The organism is Paenibacillus sp. cl6col (assembly GCF_900102125.1).
Lineage (GTDB): Bacteria > Bacillota > Bacilli > Paenibacillales > Paenibacillaceae > Paenibacillus_B > Paenibacillus_B suaedae.
In genome coordinates this window covers 227,826-251,278 of the sequence record NZ_FNAZ01000006.1, presented here as the reverse complement: position 1 = coordinate 251,278, position 23,453 = coordinate 227,826, and the positions used below count along the sequence as shown (strand labels likewise).

23 protein-coding genes and 1 riboswitch are annotated in these 23,453 nt (G+C 45.2%); of the genes, 13 read left to right on the top strand and 10 right to left on the bottom strand.

Going from position 1 to position 23,453, the window contains the following annotated elements; genetic code table 11:
- The first annotated feature begins 42 nt into the window (after nucleotides 1-42).
- The 3 genes from BLS15_RS17330 to BLS15_RS17320 all read left to right on the top strand — a co-directional run bounded on the left by BLS15_RS17330 (nucleotide 43) and on the right by BLS15_RS17320 (nucleotide 3,167).
- Entirely contained in the window at nucleotides 43-1,266 is a 1,224-nt protein-coding gene (locus BLS15_RS17330; RefSeq protein WP_021255581.1) for a cytochrome P450 family protein, read from the top strand.
- 65 nt (nucleotides 1,267-1,331) lie between these two features.
- Entirely contained in the window at nucleotides 1,332-2,375 is a 1,044-nt protein-coding gene (locus tag BLS15_RS17325) for an AraC family transcriptional regulator (protein WP_231515131.1), read from the top strand.
- 3 nt (nucleotides 2,376-2,378) lie between these two features.
- A complete protein-coding gene (locus tag BLS15_RS17320) occupies nucleotides 2,379-3,167 on the top strand; it encodes a class I SAM-dependent methyltransferase (RefSeq protein WP_081819910.1) in 789 nt (262 codons plus the stop codon).
- 86 nt (nucleotides 3,168-3,253) lie between these two features.
- On the opposite strand, the gene BLS15_RS17315 is transcribed toward BLS15_RS17320, so the two are convergent.
- The 3 genes from BLS15_RS17315 to BLS15_RS17305 all read right to left on the bottom strand — a co-directional run bounded on the left by BLS15_RS17315 (nucleotide 3,254) and on the right by BLS15_RS17305 (nucleotide 6,156).
- On the bottom strand, nucleotides 3,254-3,433 hold the full coding sequence (locus BLS15_RS17315; RefSeq protein ID WP_021255584.1) for a nucleoside/nucleotide kinase family protein: 180 nt from the start codon (nucleotides 3,431-3,433) through the stop codon (nucleotides 3,254-3,256).
- An 88-nt stretch (nucleotides 3,434-3,521) separates the two neighbouring features.
- The gene (ade, locus tag BLS15_RS17310) at nucleotides 3,522-5,273 is read right to left on the bottom strand and encodes an adenine deaminase (protein WP_021255585.1); all 1,752 of its coding nucleotides are present in this window, start codon (nucleotides 5,271-5,273) and stop codon (nucleotides 3,522-3,524) included.
- Between the two features lie 162 nt (nucleotides 5,274-5,435).
- Nucleotides 5,436-5,537: riboswitch (purine riboswitch) on the bottom strand.
- A gap of 220 nt (nucleotides 5,538-5,757) precedes the next feature.
- Entirely contained in the window at nucleotides 5,758-6,156 is a 399-nt protein-coding gene (locus BLS15_RS17305; protein WP_028532769.1) for a hypothetical protein, read from the bottom strand.
- A gap of 227 nt (nucleotides 6,157-6,383) precedes the next feature.
- Here BLS15_RS17305 and BLS15_RS17300 point away from each other — a divergent pair, with 227 nt between their 5' ends.
- Nucleotides 6,384-7,001 carry a hypothetical protein gene (locus BLS15_RS17300; RefSeq protein WP_021255587.1) on the top strand — a complete coding sequence of 206 codons (618 nt, stop codon included), beginning with the start codon at nucleotides 6,384-6,386 and terminating at the stop codon, nucleotides 6,999-7,001.
- A 141-nt stretch (nucleotides 7,002-7,142) separates the two neighbouring features.
- Here the strand turns inward: BLS15_RS17300 and BLS15_RS17295 are convergent, their stop codons facing one another.
- Nucleotides 7,143-7,460, bottom strand: a complete 318-nt coding sequence (locus BLS15_RS17295) for a magnetosome magnetite crystal formation protein family (protein ID WP_021255588.1) — start codon at nucleotides 7,458-7,460, stop codon at nucleotides 7,143-7,145.
- Nucleotides 7,461-8,015: 555 nt separating this feature from the next.
- Entirely contained in the window at nucleotides 8,016-8,594 is a 579-nt protein-coding gene (gene clpP, locus BLS15_RS17290; protein WP_021255589.1) for an ATP-dependent Clp endopeptidase proteolytic subunit ClpP, read from the bottom strand.
- Nucleotides 8,595-8,831: 237 nt separating this feature from the next.
- Here clpP and BLS15_RS17285 point away from each other — a divergent pair, with 237 nt between their 5' ends.
- The 7 genes from BLS15_RS17285 (at nucleotide 8,832) to BLS15_RS17255 (ending at nucleotide 16,083) form a co-directional block, all read left to right on the top strand.
- The gene (locus BLS15_RS17285; protein WP_021255590.1) at nucleotides 8,832-9,569 is read left to right on the top strand and encodes an RNA polymerase sigma factor; all 738 of its coding nucleotides are present in this window, start codon (nucleotides 8,832-8,834) and stop codon (nucleotides 9,567-9,569) included.
- A 369-nt stretch (nucleotides 9,570-9,938) separates the two neighbouring features.
- Nucleotides 9,939-10,913 carry a phosphotransferase enzyme family protein gene (locus BLS15_RS17280; protein WP_021255591.1) on the top strand — a complete coding sequence of 325 codons (975 nt, stop codon included), beginning with the start codon at nucleotides 9,939-9,941 and terminating at the stop codon, nucleotides 10,911-10,913.
- Nucleotides 10,914-11,216: 303 nt separating this feature from the next.
- Nucleotides 11,217-11,987, top strand: coding sequence for an ANT(4')-I family aminoglycoside nucleotidyltransferase (locus BLS15_RS17275; RefSeq protein WP_028532770.1), 771 nt, complete (start codon nucleotides 11,217-11,219; stop codon nucleotides 11,985-11,987).
- 276 nt (nucleotides 11,988-12,263) lie between these two features.
- Entirely contained in the window at nucleotides 12,264-12,614 is a 351-nt protein-coding gene (locus BLS15_RS17270) for a hypothetical protein (protein ID WP_021255595.1), read from the top strand.
- Nucleotides 12,569-13,384, top strand: a complete 816-nt coding sequence (gene yidC, locus BLS15_RS17265; protein WP_021255596.1) for a membrane protein insertase YidC — start codon at nucleotides 12,569-12,571, stop codon at nucleotides 13,382-13,384. Before BLS15_RS17270 ends, yidC begins: the two co-directional genes overlap by 46 nt.
- A 108-nt stretch (nucleotides 13,385-13,492) precedes the next feature.
- On the top strand, nucleotides 13,493-14,422 hold the full coding sequence (locus BLS15_RS17260) for an aminoglycoside phosphotransferase family protein (RefSeq protein WP_028532771.1): 930 nt from the start codon (nucleotides 13,493-13,495) through the stop codon (nucleotides 14,420-14,422).
- A gap of 206 nt (nucleotides 14,423-14,628) precedes the next feature.
- Entirely contained in the window at nucleotides 14,629-16,083 is a 1,455-nt protein-coding gene (locus BLS15_RS17255) for an Msr family ABC-F type ribosomal protection protein (RefSeq protein ID WP_028532772.1), read from the top strand.
- Between the two features lie 83 nt (nucleotides 16,084-16,166).
- On the opposite strand, the gene BLS15_RS17250 is transcribed toward BLS15_RS17255, so the two are convergent.
- From BLS15_RS17250 to BLS15_RS17240, 3 genes are all read right to left on the bottom strand, one after another.
- The gene (locus BLS15_RS17250; RefSeq protein WP_021255599.1) at nucleotides 16,167-16,481 is read right to left on the bottom strand and encodes a DMT family transporter; all 315 of its coding nucleotides are present in this window, start codon (nucleotides 16,479-16,481) and stop codon (nucleotides 16,167-16,169) included.
- 2 nt (nucleotides 16,482-16,483) lie between these two features.
- Nucleotides 16,484-16,834, bottom strand: a complete 351-nt coding sequence (locus tag BLS15_RS17245) for a DMT family transporter (RefSeq protein WP_028532773.1) — start codon at nucleotides 16,832-16,834, stop codon at nucleotides 16,484-16,486.
- A 62-nt stretch (nucleotides 16,835-16,896) separates the two neighbouring features.
- Complete coding sequence (locus tag BLS15_RS17240) at nucleotides 16,897-17,478, bottom strand: TetR/AcrR family transcriptional regulator (protein WP_028532774.1); 582 nt, start codon at nucleotides 17,476-17,478, stop codon at nucleotides 16,897-16,899.
- Between the two features lie 249 nt (nucleotides 17,479-17,727).
- Between BLS15_RS17240 and BLS15_RS17235 the strand changes: the two genes are divergently transcribed.
- Nucleotides 17,728-19,284: an ABC-F family ATP-binding cassette domain-containing protein gene (locus BLS15_RS17235; RefSeq protein ID WP_028532775.1), complete on the top strand. Its 1,557-nt coding sequence runs from the start codon at nucleotides 17,728-17,730 to the stop codon at nucleotides 19,282-19,284.
- 136 nt (nucleotides 19,285-19,420) lie between these two features.
- Here the strand turns inward: BLS15_RS17235 and BLS15_RS17230 are convergent, their stop codons facing one another.
- Together BLS15_RS17230 and BLS15_RS17225 are read right to left on the bottom strand one after the other, a co-directional pair.
- Nucleotides 19,421-20,665, bottom strand: coding sequence for a glycoside hydrolase family 19 protein (locus BLS15_RS17230; RefSeq protein ID WP_028532776.1), 1,245 nt, complete (start codon nucleotides 20,663-20,665; stop codon nucleotides 19,421-19,423).
- Nucleotides 20,666-20,844: 179 nt separating this feature from the next.
- Nucleotides 20,845-21,501 carry a class I SAM-dependent methyltransferase gene (locus tag BLS15_RS17225; RefSeq protein WP_028532777.1) on the bottom strand — a complete coding sequence of 219 codons (657 nt, stop codon included), beginning with the start codon at nucleotides 21,499-21,501 and terminating at the stop codon, nucleotides 20,845-20,847.
- A gap of 444 nt (nucleotides 21,502-21,945) precedes the next feature.
- Here BLS15_RS17225 and BLS15_RS17220 point away from each other — a divergent pair, with 444 nt between their 5' ends.
- Nucleotides 21,946-23,397, top strand: coding sequence for a 4-hydroxyphenylacetate 3-hydroxylase family protein (locus BLS15_RS17220; protein ID WP_090512943.1), 1,452 nt, complete (start codon nucleotides 21,946-21,948; stop codon nucleotides 23,395-23,397).
- The last annotated feature ends 56 nt before the right edge of the window (nucleotides 23,398-23,453 follow it).

The window sequence follows — 23,453 nt, the reverse complement described above, 5'->3', positions numbered from 1 at the left end:
CCAATGATTATGGAAACGGCGAATGTGAAAAGGAGCGAAAATATGAAGAGATTAACGAGTGACGATTTTATCTCTACGGAACCAATGCACGATGTCGTCTCATTTTATGCGAAATTTTATGAGCAGCAGGAACCGCTGTACCGCCTTGATAATTTTTTTGGCATGGGGGAAGCATGGCTCGCATTTCGCCACGATGATGTTGTTGCAATATTGAAAGACCCGCGCTTCATCAAAGACATCCGCAAGCTGACACCAAGGGAACAACCCATAGAGGAGAACGCATCCGTGAATGCCTTGATGGAATGGGTGATCAACATGCCGAATATGCTCACTGTTGATCCGCCCGATCATACCAGGCTGCGCAGGCTGGTATCCAGAGCCTTCACCCCCAACATGATTGAGGAGCTACATCCCCGTATTCAGCAGATTGCCGATGAATTGCTGGATGCTGTGCAGGAGCAGGGAAAGATGGATCTTGTATCGGATTTTGCCTATCCGCTTCCTATCACCGTCATTTCGGAAATGCTTGGCATTCCCGTCGCTGAGCGAAGTCAATTTCGAGAATGGACGCGTACACTTGGGCAAGCCTCACTGGATCCGAAGGAAAGTGAGGCGGTTGTTGCCACACTGAATGAATTTATTCAATATATTCAATTACTTCTAGTCGAGAAACGCAAACATCCTGGGAACGATGTAATCAGCAGTCTCGTTCAGGCCTATGACGAAGGTGATCATTTAAGCGAGAATGAGCTCCTATCGACCATATGGCTGCTTATCTCCGCCGGACATGAGACGACATTCAATCTGATCGCCAACGGCACGCTGGCTCTGCTTCAGCACCCTGATCAGATGCGTCTGCTCCAGAACGATTCCTCTTTGGTGCCTTCCGCAGTGGAGGAATTATTGCGTTTCGCTGGTCCAGTCTTGCTTGGCAGCCGAATTGCGGGCGAAGATATAGTGCTTCACGGCCAGACGATCCGCAAAGGCGAAATGATTGTGATTACGCTGAACGGAGCCAATTTTGATCCGCATAAGTTTGCAAATCCCGGTACTCTGAACATTACGCGTGAAGAGAATGAGCACTTAACCTTTGGCAAGGGAATTCATCACTGCTTAGGCGCCCCATTGGCCCGATTGGAAGGTCAGGTTGCTTTCCGCACACTGCTGCGACGACTGCCTAATCTGCGCCTGGCAATTGATCCCGAGCATCTGACCTATAACAAGGACTCAATGCGTTCACTTGCGAGCTTGCCTGTATTGTTTTAGGCTCTTCATCACGGTTCACTTGACTGTAATTCGACGTTCACATGTCTTCAGGTTTTGTCGTATCAATGATACGCAAGCTTGAGGACATTTCTTTTTTTGCAAACATACAAGCCTTTAGCAAGATTGGAACAGCATCTATCCCACAGAACAGATACAATAAAGGTAACAACGAACCACTGCTAGAGGAAAGGACAGATTTTGCATTGGATTACAAGGACGATATTCAGCGCAGTATCGAGTATATCGAAACAAATCTAACCAGAGAGCTTACTGCCATTGAAATTGCAGAGCATATCGGATACTCGGTATATCATTTTTGCAGAGTATTCAGCGTCCACCAAGGTATGCCTCTGATGGATTTTGTGCGTAAGAAAAGATTGATTCAGGCAAGGAGAGCGCTGCTCACGAACCGTAAAATTATTGATATTGCCCTAGATTACGGGTTCGAAACAGCAAGCGGTTTTTCCAAAGCCTTCCGCAAAGAATTTGGCTACAGTCCGACCGTCTATCTTACTAAGTTCAAAGCATGGCATTCAAGCAATCTATACATTCATTTGGAGGGAGACAGAATGCACCCTATTTTTGTAACGAAATCCGAATTCAAAGTAGCTGGCTATGGCATTTACACGAATCTGGCGAACGGGTATACGAAAGACATCGCAGCCTATTGGGATATGTATATCGGAGACAATTTGGAAAGTAAGATGTATGAGCAATTAACTCCGCCGGAGCACGGCGAGGTAGGAATCTGTATCCCCGCATCAGATGAAGGGAATATTGTCTATTTATTTGGCGTTATCGTTAAAGATTATAGCAAGGTTACTCCCGACATGATAACTGTCGAAGTTCCTGAGGCACATTATGCCGTCTTCACAACACCGCCAGTCGATTATTTCGGAAGCGATGCAGCTTATGATGCAGATCCGCTAGCTGCGGCCGTTCAAGCAACCTGGACCTACATTTTCGAGGAATGGTTCCCGAACAGTGAATATGTATACGATGAATCCAAGCTCGATTTTGAATTTTATGATGAACGCTGCCACGGACATCGCAATGTCGTCATGGATATTTATGTCCCAGTCCAAAAATCAACTGCTCAGGGGGAATAGAGTATGGAGAAGCAATATTATGGAGAGTTATGCTCCTTATTTTACGATTTGGATAAGCCAGAGGCACCGAAGGAACAAATGGACTTCTGGATGTCTTATGCCGATAAGACTATGAGAATATTAGAGCCTATGTGCGGGTCAGGCCGTTTTCTAGTCCCATTTCTTGAACAAGGTTATCAGATCGATGGATTCGATTTGTCTGCGGATATGATACATAGATGTATAGAGAAGCTCACATCATTAGGCTTCAGTACACGCATTGATATATGTGATTTCAACAACTTTGATACGTCGATTGCGAAGTATGATTTAATCTTTATTGCAGCCGGATCATTTTCCTTATTAACGGATCGGGACGAGGTAATCAAGGCTCTCCAAGTTATGAAGAATTGTCTAACTCCGACAGGTCGCATCGTGTTAAGTGTTGAATCCGACCTTCCTTATCGTGGAATTGGAGAAACTAGCATGAATCAACAGCAATTCGAATTGGCAGCGTTCGAGGAAGGCAGGAGGGTAGGGAAGGACTCCGTAGAAGTAGCACTGCGAAGCAAGCATGCTTACGATACGGATCAACAAATTTTGTACTCGATGATTTCCTATGAGTTGTATATCGATAATAGATCTGTACGTACCGAATACGAGGATTTTCATTTAAGACTTTATCAACCGAATGAATTCGATAGCATCGTTGAGCAATGCGGGTTCGTGATCGCTCATAAATATGCCGATTTTGATAAAAATAATGTTGATTTCCAGCAGGCAGAAGAGATCTATTACGAGCTTCATAAATAAATCGAAGAGGGCGGCCTCATTCTACACACGAGAGCCGCCCTCTTCGGTTCATGCAACCACGTAAGGATTGCTAGTATCGTTATTGATCACAATGATATCCGCGTAATCACGCGCCTCTGCCTACATTGAAGTTCCTCAGCTAGCTCATTTGCAAGTGTTGTCTTCCCAGATGCAGTGATTCCACTAATCCCCACACGAATCGGATGGTCTAATCTCAAATCTACGATTCGATCCGCGATTTCAGCGATTAACTTTCTTCGCAACATATTGCTCCTCCTTATGTGATAGAGCAGCATCCATTCTCTTATTTGCAGGTCAAAACGTGTAGGAATGGGATGGTAATATCAGATTGATTTATGAATGAGCGGACACTGGAATATGCGTAAAGCTAGTAAAATCAAACAAGCCCATATCGGTCAGCTTCAGTTCCGGAATAACCGGCAAGCAGAGGAATGACAAGGTGACAAAAGGATTGAACTCCTGAGAAGCTCCAATGTGTGCCAATGCATCATTGAGACGCTCCATCCGATCAAGTACCTCCGTATATTCGCCCTTCGCCATCAATCCTGCCAGTGGAAGCTCGATGGATGCGAGAACTTCGCCCTGGCTTACTACAACCAAGCCGCCCTCTATGTCACGCAGCGCCTGAACAGCTGTCAGCATATCCTGATCATTGCTTCCGGCTACAACTAAATTGTGCGAATCATGTGCTACGGTAGAGGCAATCGCTCCGGATTGTATGCCAAATCCCTTCACAATGCCTAGTCCAACACAGCCAGTATGGTGATGTCGCTCGAACACGGCGATCTTCAATTGATCCTTCTTGGTAGAAGGGCAGAAGTACCCATTCGCTACGTCTACTTCCTCGATAAGATGTGTCGTGATTAGACTATTCGGATTAATACCGATAATGTGGCAGTGTCGTTCTGTTTCACCCAGTTCAATTTGCAGATCATGCTCCGTAATCTCAGACAGATGTACGGTCCTCAATAAAGGGGCAGGGATATCAGCTGCTTGGATCTTCGGCCCTGTATACTGGCCATTCTCGCCGACTAAGCTTCCGCCTTTGTACACCTGAGCAATCGTCAGTTCCTGCAGGTCATCCAACAATAACAGATCTGCCTCGTACCCTGGGGCAATCGCACCCTTCGCATGCAAGCCGAAGCATTCAGCTGCATTCAGAGAAGCCATCTGAATCGCTTGCAGCGGATCAAGACCGTATCGAATAGCAAGGCGTGCATTATGATCAACGCTGCCCTCATGGAGCAGCTCATCCAAGTGCTTATCGTCGGTACAGAACACACAGCGGCGGGCATTGCTCGCTGTAACAGCCGGGATGAGCGCCTCAACATCCTTCGCAACCGATCCCTCGCGCAGCATGACATACATGCCTCTGCGCAGTCTTGCCTTTGCTTCCTCAGCTGTCACACATTCATGGTCATTGCGAATGCCTACAGCTCGGTACACATTGATAGCTTCTTCATCTAATCCAGCACCATGGCCGTCAATCAGCTTGCCGTGCCGATGCGATGATAACAACTTGTCCACCATATCCGCATCACCACGGCGTACAGAAGGGTAATCCATCACTTCCGCCAATCCTAGGACGCGTGGGTGAGTGTAGAAGGGTTCCAGACTGGCAGCATCCAGCTTCGCTCCGGCATGCTCGAATGGCGTACAAGGAACACACGATGGGAGCATGACAAAGACGTCCAGCGGCAGATTTTCAGAGGCATCGAGCATATATTGAATGCCATCCGCTCCCGCAACATTTGCAATCTCGTGGGGATCTGTAATGACCGTCGTAACTCCATGCGGAAGTACAACACGAGCGAATTCGGATGGCGTAACCATAGCAGATTCAATGTGAACGTGCGTATCGATGAAAGAGGGTGCAATATAGCGGCCTTTCGCATCGATGACGCGATCTCCTTCATAGCTGCCGCCAATTCCTACGATAATGCCATCTACAATCGCGACATCACCTTCCATAATTTCTAGATTGAAGACGTCAACGATCTTTCCGTTCGTAATGACAAGATCAGCAGACTTCATTCTGCCCGCTGCGGCAATTCGATTGTTCCAATGCTGCTTGCTCCAATTCATTCGAAATCACATTCCTTTTCTCGTTGTATGAATAGTGTGGGGATAAAGCACCCATATAAATACAAAAAAACTTTAGTTCTGATAACTAAAGTTTGACGTTAAGGAGCAAGAACAGCCTGTCCATGATAGATAGAAGAGTTAGCGCTCAATCCGATTCCACATAGCAAGCATTCTTTTCCTCGTAGTCAAACTGTTTACGGCAGCTCGGTAGAGACGATTGGACCATATTTCCAAAGTTATACGAAGAAGTATACGGTTGTAATTCTCTACATTGTATAGGGCGCCATTATTCCCGTCAACCCGGGAGCTTGTTCCTAGCAGATCAATTGTTTGTAATAAGAGGAAGAGAAAACACAGGAATGGGAAGCAATATAGGGTAAAGTGGAAATGAGTGATGAAACCATCATTGTAGGTCCATATGGAAAATGGGGAAGTAGTTGAACAGAGGGAGTGAGTATCCCTCTGTTCGTTTGTGAATTCACTTCTAATCCTTCAAAGCATTTAGCTGCTGTTGATTCACTGGTGACGTAATTACTGCTCCAGCATAGAAATTCAATAATGCCATCATATCTTGCGTACTTTGACTGGAATTGCTGGATAGATTGTTAACCGGCTGTTGAGCTACGGACGACTCAGCATTGCCAATGAATTCACCAAAAGTCTGTTTTGTTTCGCCTAACAATACTTTGCTGCCGTCTGGTCTGACGAGATATTGCCGAATATAGCCGTCTTCACGGGCCGTTACGAGTTTTCCTTTTTTGTTCTCTTTTTCATCTGATTCCTGCTTTTGAATTTCCTTCATTGTGTCCGCAAATAACGGCTCAGATTGTGCTTTGGATCGCTTCGCGGTAGGCGGGATTCGATAATAAGATTCAATACGCATCTATGTAACCCTCCATCATTTTGCATGTAATTAGTAATTTGCTTTCATGTTATCTATCGGAAAATAACGGCTTATTGCTTAATAATTTTGAAAAAAGAATAATGAAATTATGTCTTGAACCTGGACAGCACATGCAAAACAGGCGTATTTCACCTCTATTTCTAGCTGGTTGACCGCGTCATCTTTCATGATCATTTCATATAATTGTAATGATAGGGGGGGTAATTTTGTGCAATCATGGGTTTGAAGATGACCACTGCAACAGCTCGATGGAAATATTGCAAAGTACTGCTGATATGGCATTCCGTGTTCCTGTATTTCTCAGCCATCCTAGCACACTAAATAATACACAGTTGAGATTTTTAAGTCGCTTAATTACAGAGATTCAGAACGCGCTTCTCTTTCCTCGTACGCTGCCCGATACAGAACAGTACCCGGAGAAAACTTTAACGAGTGTACGCCGTATGATCCTATCCAGCTACGGTTTCATCGCCACTAATTTGCAGCAGGTGTTCGCAATGTATACGCAGACCAATACTGGCTCACAACCACCAGCGCCGTCTTGGGAGGGAGCACCGTTCTTGCAAATTGAACCTTCTATGGCGTATCTATACGGATTGCCTATGCTGTTGATTAAGGAAAAGGGAGTAAACAGTATCGGAATCTGGAATCCCTTAGTTCAACCTTATTTTATTATCGAATGGGATTCGACGAAGCCGCTCAATGATTTCTTCGGAACTGTAGAATGGAAAGAGTTGTTCCAGAACTGGGTCGCTAGGGTTAGAAATGGTTATTTTATACAGACTGAGCCTTCGTTCCAATATGAATGTCGGGGAAATTTGTAGAGAATTAAGGGAAATGCTATCATTTGAATATAAATAGGATACGCCACAAAAAGTACCTCTATCCCATTTCGAAAGAGGTACCTTTGTGTGGCGTATATAATTTCAAGTCATGCAGGGAAGAAGAATCTTATTCGAAATGAATTAAGAATTGATAACCTGAATCCCTTTGATAATATTCCATACAAAGTAGTACACACTTATCACTCCGCATATACAAAATGCGATAATTGCACCGATTCCCCATGCGACGCCAATGTCGCGTACACTAACCCCAATTAAGCCAAACAACATTACCGCAATAATGACCGCGATACTTGGAATAAGGTGAGTCCATAGCGCACGTTTGGCATGGCTTCTTGTTACCGAATCTCCAACAATCCAGGCTAAAACAGGGAATAAGATAGGCGCAAAGAGAACGCTCCAGTACGATAATGCCGATATTACTTTATTTTCTTTCATTTATGTTCACCTCTAGTAGTTATTGTTCTTGTCTTGTTCTGATACATAAATCATACAATAAGAACTTGGCTCTACCTATCGATCAAGCTTTCAATATCATTACGAATTTGTAAGCCTGGGGCAAGTTTCATCATTCGAATCGCCTCGTAGTCCATCCGTTGACTGCTTACATGCATGATTCCTATAATAAGTTCAAGGGAATTCATTTCCAACGAAACTTGTCCATCGCGCTTATGAGACGCATCGCCATACGATAAAAGGTGGGGAAGAGCTTCATCTGAGAAGCATCGAGGTTAGCTTGAGGCCTGCCTGGGGATGGGTATCCGATAATCGGATATCACGAATCTAAGAAGGGGTTGTATCTTGCCGTCATGCATTCCGCCATCATATTAGCTTCGCTTATCAGCTGACTCGCTGCTAAGGAAATTATTGATAAAGTGCAATTGGAGGAATTACAAGCATGTCGATTGGCTAGATTTAATAAAGAAAGCAGATCATAAGCGATCAAGCTGACTAATGCACATGGATAGCAGCTTGATCGCTTTATGTCACGTACTACTTGAGTATCTTGTCAATAATCCCATATTCCAGCGCTTCTTCTGCAGTCATAAAGTAGTCGCGATCCATGTCTTTCTCAATTCGTTCGACGGGCTGACCAGTATGGCCAGCCATTAATTGCACAAGTCTCTCACGCATCTTGAGAATGCGTTTGGCGCTGATGGCAATGTCGCTTGCCTGTCCTTGAGCGCCTCCATGGGGTTGATGAATCATGATTTCGCTATTGGGTAGTGCAAAGCGCTTGCCCTTGGCTCCAGCTAACAGCAGAATCGAGCCATAGGAGGCGGCTAATCCTGTACAGATGGTATGAACCTGCGGCTTAATGTATTGCATTGTGTCATAGATGCCAAATCCTGCAGTGACCGAGCCTCCTGGACTATTGATGTACATATAAATGTCTTTGTCTGAATCCTCTGCTGCAAGAAGAAGGAGTTGCGCAACAACACTATTGGCCAGACTATCATTAATTTCATAACCGACAAAAACAATTCGATCCTTCAACAATCGGGAATAGATGTCGTAGGAGCGTTCGCCTCGACTCGTTTGCTCAACAACATATGGGATATAGTTGGACATGGTAATACCTCCTCTGTTTTTCCACTGTGGAATATTCAGAAAACGAATGGATCGCAGCAGAAGATACGCTTCAGAGGACAAAAGTTTTTTTCACAAGGTTGCGTAACGCAATGCATGCTTCGTTCGTTTACTGATTAGAAGATAAATAATTGCCGCCATGAACGATTCATGTTAGGGATGAAGAAGGCTGATGAAGAGAAAGCGAGAACGAGCGAATGAAGGAGTTGACTGTGAAGGATGACCAATCTAGATCAAGTGCAGAGCGTCGAACAACCTAATCTGGAGCAGTTGAACGACGTACTGAACAGATATTGCCTCTCTCTCACACATTCCAAATGGGATTCTGAGGATCTCGTACAGGATACGTGGGTCAAGATTCTAGCCCGTAACAAGGAGATAGAACACAACAATCCTGAAGCGCTGCTGCTGCGTACAGCCAAGAACGCTTGGATTGACCAAGTGCGCCGAAGACATCGATTGGATCAAATTCTGGTAAAGCAGCAGCTTCAATCTCAAGAACACAATGATCCTATACAAGAGAATAGTACAATTGACATCGAAGCCGCCTTCCAATATATGATGACACACTTGTCTCCTCTGCAAAGAACCGTCCTCCTTATGCGCAGCGTACTCGGGTATTCTGTTGCTGACACTGCAAATAAGCTGAAGACAACGGAAGGGGCGGTGAAGGCTGCATATCATCGAGCACGGAAGGTGCTGCTTGATGTGAAGGGAGATGAATACATGGAAGAAGCGGCCCTGCCAGATAATGTGGAAGCTCAAAGCCACATACGGGCACTCGCTATTGCATTTGTCAATGGAGAAGTCAATGAGGTATTGAGACTTGTGCAGGGAGAACAGGATCTCGTTCCTGTATTAAATATGTACTCTAGGTCGAATCAGATGCGTTATAAACAGAAGCAGCGGGCTTATAAGCAGATGTTCCATCATTTCGAAGCCTTACTAGCTGCATAAAATAAGCTCGTATGGAGCAATGCAGCATGCTGTTTCTGGATAATCTGTGAATCGCTTTGCCCGCCTCATGCATACACGTCGATATGGGCAAACGTCTTCAGCATGTGTCACTTGGTTGGTGCTGAAGGCGATTGTCCGTGTTCCTCTTCCATAAAATACTTCAATAATGATAACCAAACACGATAATCGGGATGGACGTTTCCCTTTGCTCATTCTTTCTAATTGCTGTTCGTACCAATTTCGAGCATGGCCGCTTTTGAATCGATCCATTTCACCCCTGTCGTAGACAATCCCAACATTAGGAAGTAGACTAACTATATAGTATTTCAGACATGTCTACATTTTTAACAATGAGAGGAAATATTGAAGATGACAGATGAACAATTACATCACATTTTACACTGTTTTCGCTTCCAAAAGCCTGAGATCATTTTCCTGAGGCATAATGAGAATCGGACATATAAAGTGAGCGACGCTGACGGCAGAACTTATGTCCTACGTGTTCATCAGCCGTTTAAAGAAAGTATGACAGGCTTGCAACATACTTATGAAGGTTTGCTAGGTGAACTGCTCATGCTGGAAGCCTTGGCGAAGGAGAGCAGCCTGCTGGTGCAATCGCCGCTGCGCAATCGAGATGGGGAATTGATTACCGTCATCGAACATGAAGGGCAGCGATTGAACTGTTCGGTTCTAACATGGCTGGAAGGCAGGGATCTTCAGAAAGAAGACGTTCAGAAGCCAGAATTGGTCAAGCTGCTCGGATCTCAAGTTGCTGAACTCCATGGATTTTACCGTCAGTATCCGCGCGATCGGGTAAAGAATCGACCAGAGCAAGGGATTGCATATAATGTTGGCTTAATTTCAACAATACATAAAGGGTTGGAACTCGGTTTATTTGTGCCTTCAGATGTCGCGATCATCGAGAAATGCATTCATCTTATCAACGATAAACTTGAGCAATTCGGAACCGAGGATAGATGGGGACTTATTCACGGTGATTTAGGTTTTGGTAATATGATTATTTCTCCTAAAGGACAATTAAGCTTCATTGACTTCGGATTCTTCGGCCCAGGATACGATTGGACAGACATCGCCATGGGGGCGATGATGGCTCCCGCAGCACACAGAGATATATTCCTAGAGGGATATTACGGAACTGCGAACAAAGCTGCGGACGAGCTTGTTCTCATCGAAGGCATGATGCTGATTTCGATTATCGGATATTACGCGTTTCAAATGGGGAACGAGTCCGTACATAATTGGATGCGGGAGAAAATGCCGAAGTTTTGTGTTGATCATTGTTTGCCATTCTTAGCAGGGGAGCGAATATTTTATCAGGTATAGGAGTAGGTTAGAAAGGCTTAAAGCAATGACAATAGCTAGATATGATAGCTAAAAGCACCTCCATCCTAAGATAAATACGTGAAGATTGAGGCGCTATTGTGTTTTGTTGCATATCTACATCCAATTAGTCAGCCTAGAGGTTTGATAAGATAGGGGAAGAACATTTATTCCGTGGACAATCGGTAGGATTAAGAGGAGGGGTTCCTATGCACGCGAAGAAAGTACCTCGTTAAGCCCGTGGCCCGCCATTCATGAACTGTATCCACTCATTGCAATTACACAGTCCAAGGGAGAGATACGCAAATGAACATGAATGGACCTGTTGAAATTTCAAGACAAGAAAGACTGGCAACCTGTTATGAGATCGCCGACCGTTTGCAGGAGGTATACGGCGAGCAAATTATTGCAATCGGGGTGTACGGCTCCGTATCCCGAGGCACGGACGGCCCTTACTCGGACATTGAGATGTTCTGTGTGCTGAAAGACGCTGACGATGAGGTAGACTTCAGTTACGAATGGTCATCGGGGCCTTGGAAGGCCGAAGTGAATGTTCGAAGTGCGAGTGTGGTTCTAAACGATGCTGCCACAGTGGAAGGGGACTGGCCATTAACACACGGGCCATTCTTCTCACCGCTAAGTCTGTACGATCCGGATGGATTTTTTTCTAAGCTGAAGGAAGCGGCACATTCACCCTCAAGTGTTGATTTCTCTAATTCAATTAATGAAGTGCTCGTGGGAGAAATGTATGAGTTCATTGGAAAGCTCCGGAATGCAAATCGAACCGGCACACAAAGCTATCTTCCTTACTTAGCTATGCAATTTGCCAAATACGGCGCCATGTTAATCGGTCTTCACAATCGGAAGCTGTACTCGACAGGAGCTAGGGTACTTCCAGAATCATTGGAGCTGCCAGAGCGCCCAGATGGCTATGACGCGGTCGCCAATATGGTCATGTCTGGTCAGTTGTCTGAACCGGATCGAATTATTGATGCGTGCGAACAGTTCTGGAATGGACTCGTCTCATGGGCTGCAGAGTATGGTTACAAGATTCATTCGGAACGTATTCCATTCTAAGAATTCCTGGTTAAATGGCGATTGCTGACCTTTCATCAAATCACAATATGGACTTTATGTACACAAGCTCTGCTCTAAGCAGGGCTTTTTTATTTTTCAACTGGTGGCGGCCAATGAACCGATGGTTCTTTCAATAGATAGAAGACGATTCTTCCTATTTTCGAGATCCATACTTGTTTTTCGAGTTTGTATCCAACTGTTCGTTTTTCCCCGAATTGAAACTTGTCTTACCATATGAGATACTGTAGTCATCTGCATAAAAGGGAGGTGAATGCATTGCTGTTGGAACTCCAGGATCTGATGTCTTCTGATTTGATTCCGTATTTGATCTCGATCGGTCTAATATGCTCACTGACGTATGCTTACGTTGCACATCTGTATGTCGCAGTCGATCGCTTCTTAGTCCCTGCATACAGAGGCCGAGTCGCGATTGTTCCTCATCAGGAACGGATCGTCGGTCGGACAGAGATACATCACTGGCTAACCAGAAGCGTGAAGCGAAAAGAAGCGCCGGATGGAGATTCTGGAGACTGCCGTTCCTTGATTGGAATCAGAACGTTACCCAATCAAGGAGGACGATTATGGAGCAGTTCAATGTATTCACCTACAAGCGAAAGTTCATTTTAATCGGGGCACTGGTGCTCCTCGTGCTATTAAGCGGATGCGGGATAAGCGGGGCTAATGCCACCGTTGATGCTAATACGCCAGGATTTTTTAACCATTATATTGTGTACCCGTTTGTGTATCTGATCCAACATTTCGCGGCATTTTTCGGAGGAAGCTATGGTCTGGCATTGATTTTGCTCACACTGCTCGTACGATTAGCGCTGATGCCGCTCATGATGAGACAGTATCGCAATCAGCAGAAGATGAAACAGAAGATGGACGTTTTGCAGCCAGAGTTGAAGCTTCTTCAAGACGCATATAAGGATAAGAAGGATGCGGAATCAAAAGCAAAGATGCAGCAAGAGATGATGCAATTGTATCAGAAGCATCAGGTGAATCCGCTGGCAATGGGCTGCTTGCCGCTGCTTATCCAGCTGCCTATCTTGTCCGGATTGTATTATGCCATTAAGTTCACACCGGAAGTAGCTGCACACTCGTTCCTATGGTTCCAGCTCGGACGACCAGACATTGTGCTCCCACTGCTCGTTGGGATCATCTACTTCTTTCAATATAAGGCTACACAAATCGGCATGGATCCGATGCAGAGCAAGCAGTTTGCATTTATGGGATACTTATCTCCCATTATGATGACCGTGTTTTCCCTGACCACTCCCGCAGTCATACCGATGTATTGGTGTGTAGGCGGCGTGTTCGTTATTCTGCAAACACTGCTTGCGAAAAAGTTGTATCAGACGAAGATAGAACCTGCCGCAACGATCAGCAACAATTAAATAGCGTAACAACAAGGCAATCAAAGCTGTCCTGAATGAATTAGTGGGGCAGCTTTTTATTTACTTGAAAATGGATAAAAAGATATTTAAACAATGGAGGGAATGGGTATGGAGTGCCAATCTAGCATATTTACGCAGGAGCAAATCGAAACTATCGTGAAGCGATTTGGAAATACATTTTATGAACAGATGCTGCTCCATCTCGATGATTATGCCGAGAAGTGGTCGTTGTCCTCATTGCAGCTGATTCCATCCTTCTCAGCAAACGTAGTGTTCACTTGCTTCTCGGAACAATTTGGGCATGCGATACTTAAAATAGGACAACCATCGGAAACGATTTGGACGGAAGTTTCGACATTGCGTCAATATAAGGGGCAGCGATTCTGCAAGGTATATGAGGCGGATATAGAGAATGGCGTAATCCTATTAGAACGTTTGCAGCCGGGGACTACCTTGCGGGATGAGAGTTCCATACAGCGACGATTGGAAGTATTCTGTTCCTTATATTCGAATTTACATATATCGGCTGTTGAGGAAGAAAAGTACCCAACCTATATCGGTTGGGTAGAACGAATATCAGTTTACATGAGTCAGCGTCACGATTGCCCTGAATTAACTAGACACATGCAACGAGCAAGAGATATATGCTTGACCATTGCTTCGTCCTATTCCCAAAATCTGCTGCTGCACGGCGATCTTCATCATGATAATATGCTGCTCAGCAGCGATGGGGAATACGTGATCATCGACCCGAAGGGTGTGATCGGTGATCCTATATTCGATATTCCTCGATTTATTTTAAATGAGTTCGACAACGAAATAACTGCAGCATCCTATGAGAAGATAGATGGTATCATGATCACGCTGGCACGCAGGCTATCGATTCCGCATCCTATGATTAGGAAGTGCTTATATGTAGAAACGACAATGGGAATGTGTTGGTGTGTAGAAGACGGTTCGACACCTGAGGAATATACTGCCCTTTTCCAAAAGGTAGCCTTTGCCGAGGCAATCATGAACGAGCAAGGTACCTGGTAAGAATGATTGACGCATCAAACCAAATGCTATATGTTGGAATGGAGTCAAATAGGCTCCCATGCTTTTACGCGACGCAGGAGGTAAGATACATGCAGTTTTTATTGTTCTATTAATACGGGCTTCTTCTTAACCAGATAGAAGCTCGTATCGTAACCATTCCTATGGCTATCGATACGAAATGATGATATTTCGGAGGTAGCAAATAGATGGAACACATTTGTTTTGAACTCGAAAACGTCGAAATGACGTATTTAGATAAAGAGATACTCAAGATTGACCGGTTAGCTGTACATCAGTTTGACCGCATTGGCATCGTTGGCAAGAACGGGGCAGGGAAGAGCACGCTTCTGAGGTTGATTGCAGGTACTGTTCAACCCACGAGCGGGAACGTGAAGCGGCATGTCGAGTATGGCTTGTTTGAGCAAATGGAGGCGCCTGCAGATGCTGAAGCAGATCCAGCGTTACTAGGCAGATTGGCGATTCCGAATCATACTGAGGGTTTAAGCGGCGGGGAGCAGACAAGGCTGAAACTGGCGCACATGCTGACTCATTATTATGAAGCGCTGCTCATCGATGAGCCAACAACCCATTTAGATCAAGCGGGCATTGCGTTCCTGCTCGATGAGCTTCGCTATTACTACGGAGCGCTTGTCCTGATCAGTCATGATCGTGAAGTACTGGATGAGCTCGTCACGACGATTTGGGAAGTGCATGAAGGCAAGGTGCGTGTATATTCAGGGAACTACAGCGATTACGTCGAGGCGAAGCGTCTGGAGCGCGAACAGCAGATGCAAGCACACGAGCAGTTTATCAAGGAGAAAACCCGCCTAGAAAAAGCTGTACAAGAGAAAATGAAGAAAGCCGAAAAGATTGCGCAAGCAGGCAGTATGTCTAAGAAAGAGTCGAAGGCATTGGCAAACCGCATGTTCGAAACCAAATCGAAAGGCACCAGTCAAAAAGCAGTCCATCGTGCCGCTCGCGCTATTGAACATCGTATGGAAAAGCTTCAAGAAGTAGAGGCCGTACAGGAAGAGAGACAGATCGTGTTTCGCCAAGCGAAAACAGTAGAATTGCACAATAAGTTTCCCATTATGGCGGACAGACTCACGCTCCAATTGGGTGACACTGTATTACTTAAAGATGTAAATTTCCAGCTCCCTCAGGGGAAGAAAATAGCGATTACGGGTGCAAATGGAAGCGGGAAAAGCTCTCTATTAGCACAAATAGCAAATGCGGGGGCAGGCTTAACCATTTCCCCAAAAGCGAAAATAGGCTGGTTCCGTCAAATGAGTTATCAATATACAAGCAATGAGTCCGTACTGCAATTCGTCAAAAACCGTTCCGACTATGAGGAAGGTTTTTTGCGAGGTGTGCTGCATGCTATGCAGTTCGTCGGGACTGACATTCAGAAGAGTGTCCGATCCTTAAGTGGTGGGGAAGCGATTCGTCTCCAGCTGTGCCAGCTATTCCTAGGGGAATATAACATACTATTGTTGGACGAGCCGACCAACTTTTTAGATATTCTTGCTATAGAAGCATTGGAGCGGTTCATTGCCGCATACGAGGGAACGATCATCTTCGTGTCTCATGACAAGAAGTTCGTGGAGCATGCCGCAGATGTCCACTTCCATCTCTCGGATCGCAAATTGCATGTAATGTAAACGTAGTTAAGCATCCAAAATAAGCCGCCAAGTTCGACTTGGCGGCTTTCTGTTATTTGTTCAGTTGTGTTCTCAGAAGTTCTTTAGGACAAAGCTTTCAGACCCGTAACCCCAATAATAATGGCGATGAGGCTCACGATACGCGCTGGGCTTTTGCTTTCACCGAAGAAAATCATATTGAGAAGAACGGCTCCAGCAGTACCAATTCCGACCCATACTGCATAGCTGACACTAACCTGAAGATATAGGAATGAAGTATAGAGTAGGGCAAAAGAAGCTCCGAATCCACCTAAGAAGATCACTCCATTTTGCAGCGTTTTATGCTGGGAATACTTTTTAAGTCCGACTACACCGACCATTTCACACATTGCCGCTAGGAAAACAAACAGCCATCCCATCGTTACGCAACTCCTTTCTGTTTATGATCCGTGGCAGCTTGATCTGCCAATTTAAGTCCAATTACGCCTGCAACAAGCACAATCATAAAACCAATTTTGCCTATGCTAAGACTTCCGCCGAAAAACAATACATCCATTAGTGCCGTACCGACTGTCCCTGCACCTGCGAAGATCGCATATACGGTACCGGTAGGAAGCTTCTCACAAGCCTTAGCCAAGAAATGAAAATCAACAGTAATGATTCCGAGAATAATGGCCCAATGCCACCACGATGAGGCCATATTAAAGCCGAATACCCACAGCAGCTCGAACAGGCAAGTGAGCATCACATACATCCATGAACGATTCATGATAACACCTCTCTTAATATGAATGACATTCAGTCATTTTGTAGACAAAAAGATAGGCCCTTGAACTACAGGACCTGAATCCCTAGTGCGTGAGTGACGAAGGCGTATACTTCCTCCGCTTGCGCTTGTATTTCTGATTCATCCGCTTGATCGAACAGATACACTTGCTCAGCTGCGGATTCAATGGCCCCAATCACAATTCGCGCCGTTCTAGCAGTGTTGAGCGATTTCCGGATTGATCCGTTAGCTTGAGCTCTATCGAGCAGTGCAGTAACCCAGTCATAATAAGGCTTATAAATGGATTCCCATTCCTTAAGATGCTCACTGGAGGCTAATCCTGCATACAGCAGCGCTAGTTGCTCTCGGCTATCATGGTGAAGTTGGAACACCGTTGCAATAAAAGACTTGATCTGACCCTGAAATGGGGCGTTCTGATCTACTGAGCTCTGAAGCGCTTCTATAATCTTCTGCACCATGACTTCTGCAATAGAAGGCATGACAGCCAGCTTAGAAGGGAAGTAAAGATAAAATGTGCCCTGTGCAATCCCGGCTCCCTTCACGATATCAGATACCTTCGTCTTTTCGATGCCTTTGCTGCACAATACTTCGATAGCCGCACGAACAATACGTTCCTTTTTGTCTTCGATGAGTATGACCTCCTCTAACTCGATCACAAATGACTGACTATCATTCATTTTATAGGAGAAGACGAACTGTTGTCAAATGAACAAACATGCTTATACAATATACGCTAGCAACAATCAATTTCATGCAAATATCGGCAAAAAGGCACAATACATTCTTTAAAATTGAAGAAACCTATTTTACGCTTACTTTTAAGCTCGATAACGTTTATAATATATCGAGTACAAAGACTATAAGAAAAGGTGTCATGAATGAGCATATTAAACGTAGAACGACTCAGCCACGGCTTTGGAGACCGTGCGATCTTCAAGGACGTATCCTTCCGCCTGCTCAAGGGCGAGCACATTGGACTGATTGGCGCCAATGGAGAAGGCAAGTCCACTTTTATGAATATTATTACTGGCAAACTACAGCCGGATGAAGGCAAAGTTGAATGGTCCAAGCGCGTGCGCGTCGGCTACCTCGATCAGCATGCCGTACTTAGCAAGGGTCTAACTATTCGTGATGTATTGAGAAGCGCGTTCCAATATTTATTTGATATGGAACAAGAAATGAACGACATGTATGGCAAAATGGGTGACGTAACGCCAGAGGAACTAGAGAAGCTTCTAGAGGAAGTCGGTACGATTCAAGACACACTTACGAATCAAGACTTCTACTTGATCGATGCGAAGGTCGAGGAGACTGCTCGAGGACTTGGCTTGGTTGATATTGGCCTGGACAAAGACGTACATGACTTGAGTGGCGGTCAGCGTACGAAGGTGCTGCTCGCAAAGCTATTGCTTGAGAAGCCAGACATCCTGCTCTTGGACGAGCCTACGAACTATTTGGATGAACAGCATATCGAATGGCTGAAGCGTTATCTGCAAGCGTACGAGAATGCATTCATCCTCATCTCACACGATATTCCGTTTTTGAATAGCGTTATTAACCTGATCTACCATATGGAGAATCAGGAGCTTAACCGCTACGTGGGCGACTATGACAAGTTCCAGGAAGTCTATGAAATGAAGAAGCAGCAGCTGGAATCTGCGTATAAGCGCCAACAGCAGGAAATTGCTGACCTGAAAGACTTCGTTGCACGCAACAAAGCGAGCGTCGCGACACGCAACATGGCGATGTCCCGTCAGAAGAAGCTCGACAAGATGGAAGTGATTGAACTAGCGAAGGAGAAGCCGAAGCCGCAGTTCAATTTCAAGGATTCCCGCGCTTCCAGCAAGCTTGTATTCGAGACGAAAGACTTGGTAATTGGTTACAATGAGCCATTGTCCCGTCCATTGAACCTCCGTATGGAGCGCGGCCAGAAGATCGCCTTCGTCGGCGCGAACGGCATCGGTAAGACGACATTGCTTCGCAGCATCTTGGGCGAAATTCCTGCAATTTCGGGCTCTGTAGAGAAAGGTGACAACCTGGACATCGGGTACTTCGAACAGGAAGTCAAAGACGCGAATTACAATACATGTATCGAAGAGATCTGGAAGGAGTTCCCTTCCTTTACACAATTCGAAGTTCGTGCAGCACTGGCGAAATGCGGACTGACAACGAAGCATATCGAAAGTAAAATTGCGGTGCTAAGTGGTGGGGAAAAGGCGAAAGTTCGCTTGTGCAAGCTCATTAACGTGGAGACAAACTTGCTCGTACTCGATGAGCCGACGAACCACTTGGATGTCGATGCGAAGGAAGAGCTGAAGCGTGCCCTTAAAGCGTACAAAGGCAGCGTCCTGCTTATTTCCCACGAACCTGAATTCTATCGCGATATCGTGACAGAGACATGGAACTGTGAATCTTGGACGACAAAAGTATTTTAATTGAATATGTAAAAAAAACGACTCTGTTACCACGGAGTCGTTTTTTTGTACATGAACACAGACTGACTAAGTTCATTTAATATGGCCATTCCGTACCTGCTCGAAGAAAAGTTTGTTATGCACATCAGTTCCAAATCTAACACCTGAGATTGTTTCCCGTTGAGATACCGAGCAAATTAGCGAAAATCGTGAAGAAATTGACCCGATTCTCTACTGCGGCTGGATTTAAGCCGTTACATTCCTTCGCCCCATTGATCGAACGGATAGTCTCCCCGAAGCCTGAGCCGTTGACGATTGCATTATGCGGTGTCATAGTCCCTGCTCCGTTCTGTGTGTTCCAGAACCACAAGGCTGTTTTCCATGCTACTGAGGAATCCTGCGCGACCAAATCTGGATTGGTCAAAAGCGGAAGTCCCAATGCAGCGCCAGCGGCTCCATAATTGACGTTCCAGCTTAATTGGATCGGGCCTCTTCCATAGTACTGCTTACCAGGTGCGCATGGGTAGAGAACACTCGTGTTATCACAATAAAACGGGTAATTTGCCGTATCCAGTTCGACGATGTATTTTAAATGTCCCGATTCTTGGGCTACATTTCCTAGAAAAGCTGCTGCCTCTTGTTTTTTGAGTGTGTCGCTTCCTGTATTGGCAAAGGCAGGGTAGGAGGACAGAGCGGATACTAAACCGGAATAAGTATAGAATGGATTGCGGTTAGGGAACATTTGATTGAATTGAGCCTCGGTAACGACAAAGCCCCCACCAGTACCGCCAGAAACAGGTTTGCAAGTTTTACTGGAGCTTTGCGGGGAAGTAGTAACGGGAGTTGTCGTGTCATTCTGCGCGGCAACCGTATACGTATAGGTTGTTCCGTTCGCCAATCCCGTATCGGAAAAGGACAAAGCGCTGATCCATTTATACCAATCGCCGTTGCGATAGACGTCGTAGCCTGTAGCGCCATTGATTGCATTCCAGCTTAAGCTGCAGGTTCCATTCGATGCACTTACCGATAAAGTAGGGGCTGGCAATGTGCTGCCGCCTGAGGCAGTTGGCGTGCAAGCTTTGCTGGCGCTATGCGGGGATGTCTCTACCGGACTAGTCTTGTCATTTTGCGCAGCAACCGCATACGTATAGGTTGATCCATTGGTCAATCCCGTATCAGAGTAGGACAACGTATTTGTCCATTTATACCAATTGCCGTTGCGATAGATATCATACCCTGTAGCTCCGCTAATCGCATTCCAGCTCAAGGCACAAGCTGCATTCGAAGAACTAACCGTTAACGATGGGGAAGATAAAGCAGCAAAGGCAGTAAGAGGAGATACAAGAACGGTTATTATCACAATTGCTAGAATGAATATTCTCTTATCAATCATCCTTTTCATAGAAAGCCTCCTTATAGTAAAGTTAGAAGAAATAGAATCAAACAATTGGTCATCCTTGTACATAGCCTCTGATTCGATGGAGTCGTCTTAACATGGGAATGTGATAGAATGAATACTTCTTTTTCAATAGAGGAGATTAGAACAATTTTCATACATGTTGTGGAAATAAGTTGAGGCCATTAAACTGACGGCTTCTGTGCACGATAGGAGCGCAGCGTACCGAATATGGTCGCAAACTGACCGGTTTGCTCCACATTCTCAAATCCACATTCCTGGTACAATTCAGGAAGAATACCGTGGACATGATCCCGGGTCGTTGTGAAGCCATCCAGCCATTGAATCGGGTAAAAGGCAAGACGCATCAAACTGTTTTGCGGTTTATCAAAATCAATGATGTTAATCGTCCCGCCAGGACGCAAGGTGCGATGCAGCTCTTCTATCGTTCGACGCTTCATATCGAGGGTCAAATGATGGAAAAAGAGACTTGAAAAAACGTGATCCAAATGGGCATCTGGAAAAGGGAGATCCGTGGACATGCCTTGCTGAAACTCAATATCCACCTTATTCTGTACTGCCTTATTCTTCGCAATCGTCAATATTTCTGGATCAGCATCAAGCCCTACAAATTCAGCCTCCCCCTGCGCTTGCTTCAACATTAACGTCAATGTGCCCGTTCCACAAGCCAAATCGAGAATACGTTGACCTGGCTTCACATTCCCTTGCTGAACCAAATGGGTCTTGAACTTGTTCTCTTTCATCCCCCATTTTAACACCGGATCATATATAGGGGTTAACCAATGGAACTTCATAGCCGGAATATACCCTTTTTGTGTCATGAATGCACAGCCCCTTTACTCCTTAGTTCGAATGCAGAAGTATGTAAGATGTGTAATGTGGGATTATTCATATGTTATTCTTATCTCTGTACTATACTAACATATAAGGGTAAATATGTCAGTACATTAGTATTAACCTCCAGTGAAAAGTTCATATATATGACCAGGTACGACACAGTTATCCGCTTTTATCCAATGTCCTGAATCCATGGAAGAATTTGAATCCGTCATGCAGATCGCATCTGAAGAGAAGCCTAGCTTCATGATCGGTGACAACGGAACATGTATATACCGATCCACGACAGACGATGAGTGGTATTTGAATTGGGATTGTTATTGAATACTTGCCAATATGGCTTGCGCTTCGGGTATTCGCCCATTTCCAATTCGCCCTGTATGGAATAATGTATCCATAACAACGCAGCGGCGATGGAGGCGGATTCAATGCCCGTGAAGAGTGGCAAGGAATATATAGAACGGATTAACAACAATCTCCCCGATGTTAGAATCGCAGGGGGAAAGATAAGAGGGGAAATTTCCGAACACAAAGCCTTCAAGGGACTTATGGCTACACAAGCGAACATGTATGACATGCAGGTTGCCGGGAAAGTGAAGGCACGCCTCGTGTATTCTTCGCCCTTAACAGGCGATCCAGTAGGTCTGTCCTACATGCAGCCGAAGACGATGAAGGATCTCGTACAACGAAGAACTATGATGGAGACATGGGCGAATGTCCATCATGGATTTCTTGGTCGTGCTCCCGATTATATGAACACAGCCATTATGGCGTATGCTTCAGCTGCCGGGATACTTGAAGATGATTACCCTGCGTATGCATCCAACTTGAAACGGTATTATGAGTATTGCCGCGAGAACGATATCACGCTCTCTCATGTATTCATTCAGCCTAAGGCAGCTAGAATATCTACCTTTCTCCGGACTTTCAGAGAACCGGAAGCTGCCCGTATCATGGATAAAAATAAGGATGGGATCGTTGTTCGCGGGGCGTTTCTATTAGATACACAGGGAGCAACCTCAGATGAAATACTCGTATATCCAACTCCTTTCTCTTGGACTGAAACGGAAGACAATCCTTATTCATTCGTATTTGCGGTTCCTAGCAACCTAGAGGGCATCCGTTTTATATGCAGAGAAAGCTTCTCAGCAGGCGATTCTTCCTATGATTACCCGCTTAGTTCCCGATTTGAAGAGATGGATACGCTTGTCGTGTTCGATGATGTTACTGTCCCATGGGATCGGGTATTTGTATGCGGGGACGAGAGGATGGCGTCTCGGCTCATGACGGAAAGTCAATTCCACGTTTATGCCGGCACTCAAATCATTTGCAAAAATATTGCAAAAACGGAGTTCATGCTCGGTACGATCGAAATGCTGGTCGAAGCCACAGGGATTAATAACCATGAACATATTATTGAAAAGGTTACAGAAGTTATTGTAGCCGTGGAGACGCTCAAGGCTTTCCAACTTGCAGCCGAGAAGGGGGCAGCTGTAGATAGATGGGGCAGTATGCTTCCTAATCGCAAGCCGCTTATTGCCGCCAATGTATATTATCAGAAGATGTATCCTCGTATCATTGAAATCATCCAATTGATTGGCGCCAGCAATTTAATCATGATTCCACATGAGAAGGACTTCAACACCGATATTCGCGATCAGCTAGATCGTTACATGAAGGGTATCGATCTGGATGCCAAGAAGAGCGTGCAATTGGCGCGATTGGCATGGGAGCTGAGCGTCAGCTCATTCGGTGGCAGGCAGTCTGTCTATGAGCGCTTCTTCTTCGGCAACAGCACTGTTGTAAATAACCGGATGTATGCCGAATACCAAGATAGTCGAGCTAAATATGCAGATCGGGTCAACCGCTTTTTGACATAACCTTGAATGTGAATGATCCCTGAGTACCTTGCCATCACCAGCCAAAGTACCCAGGG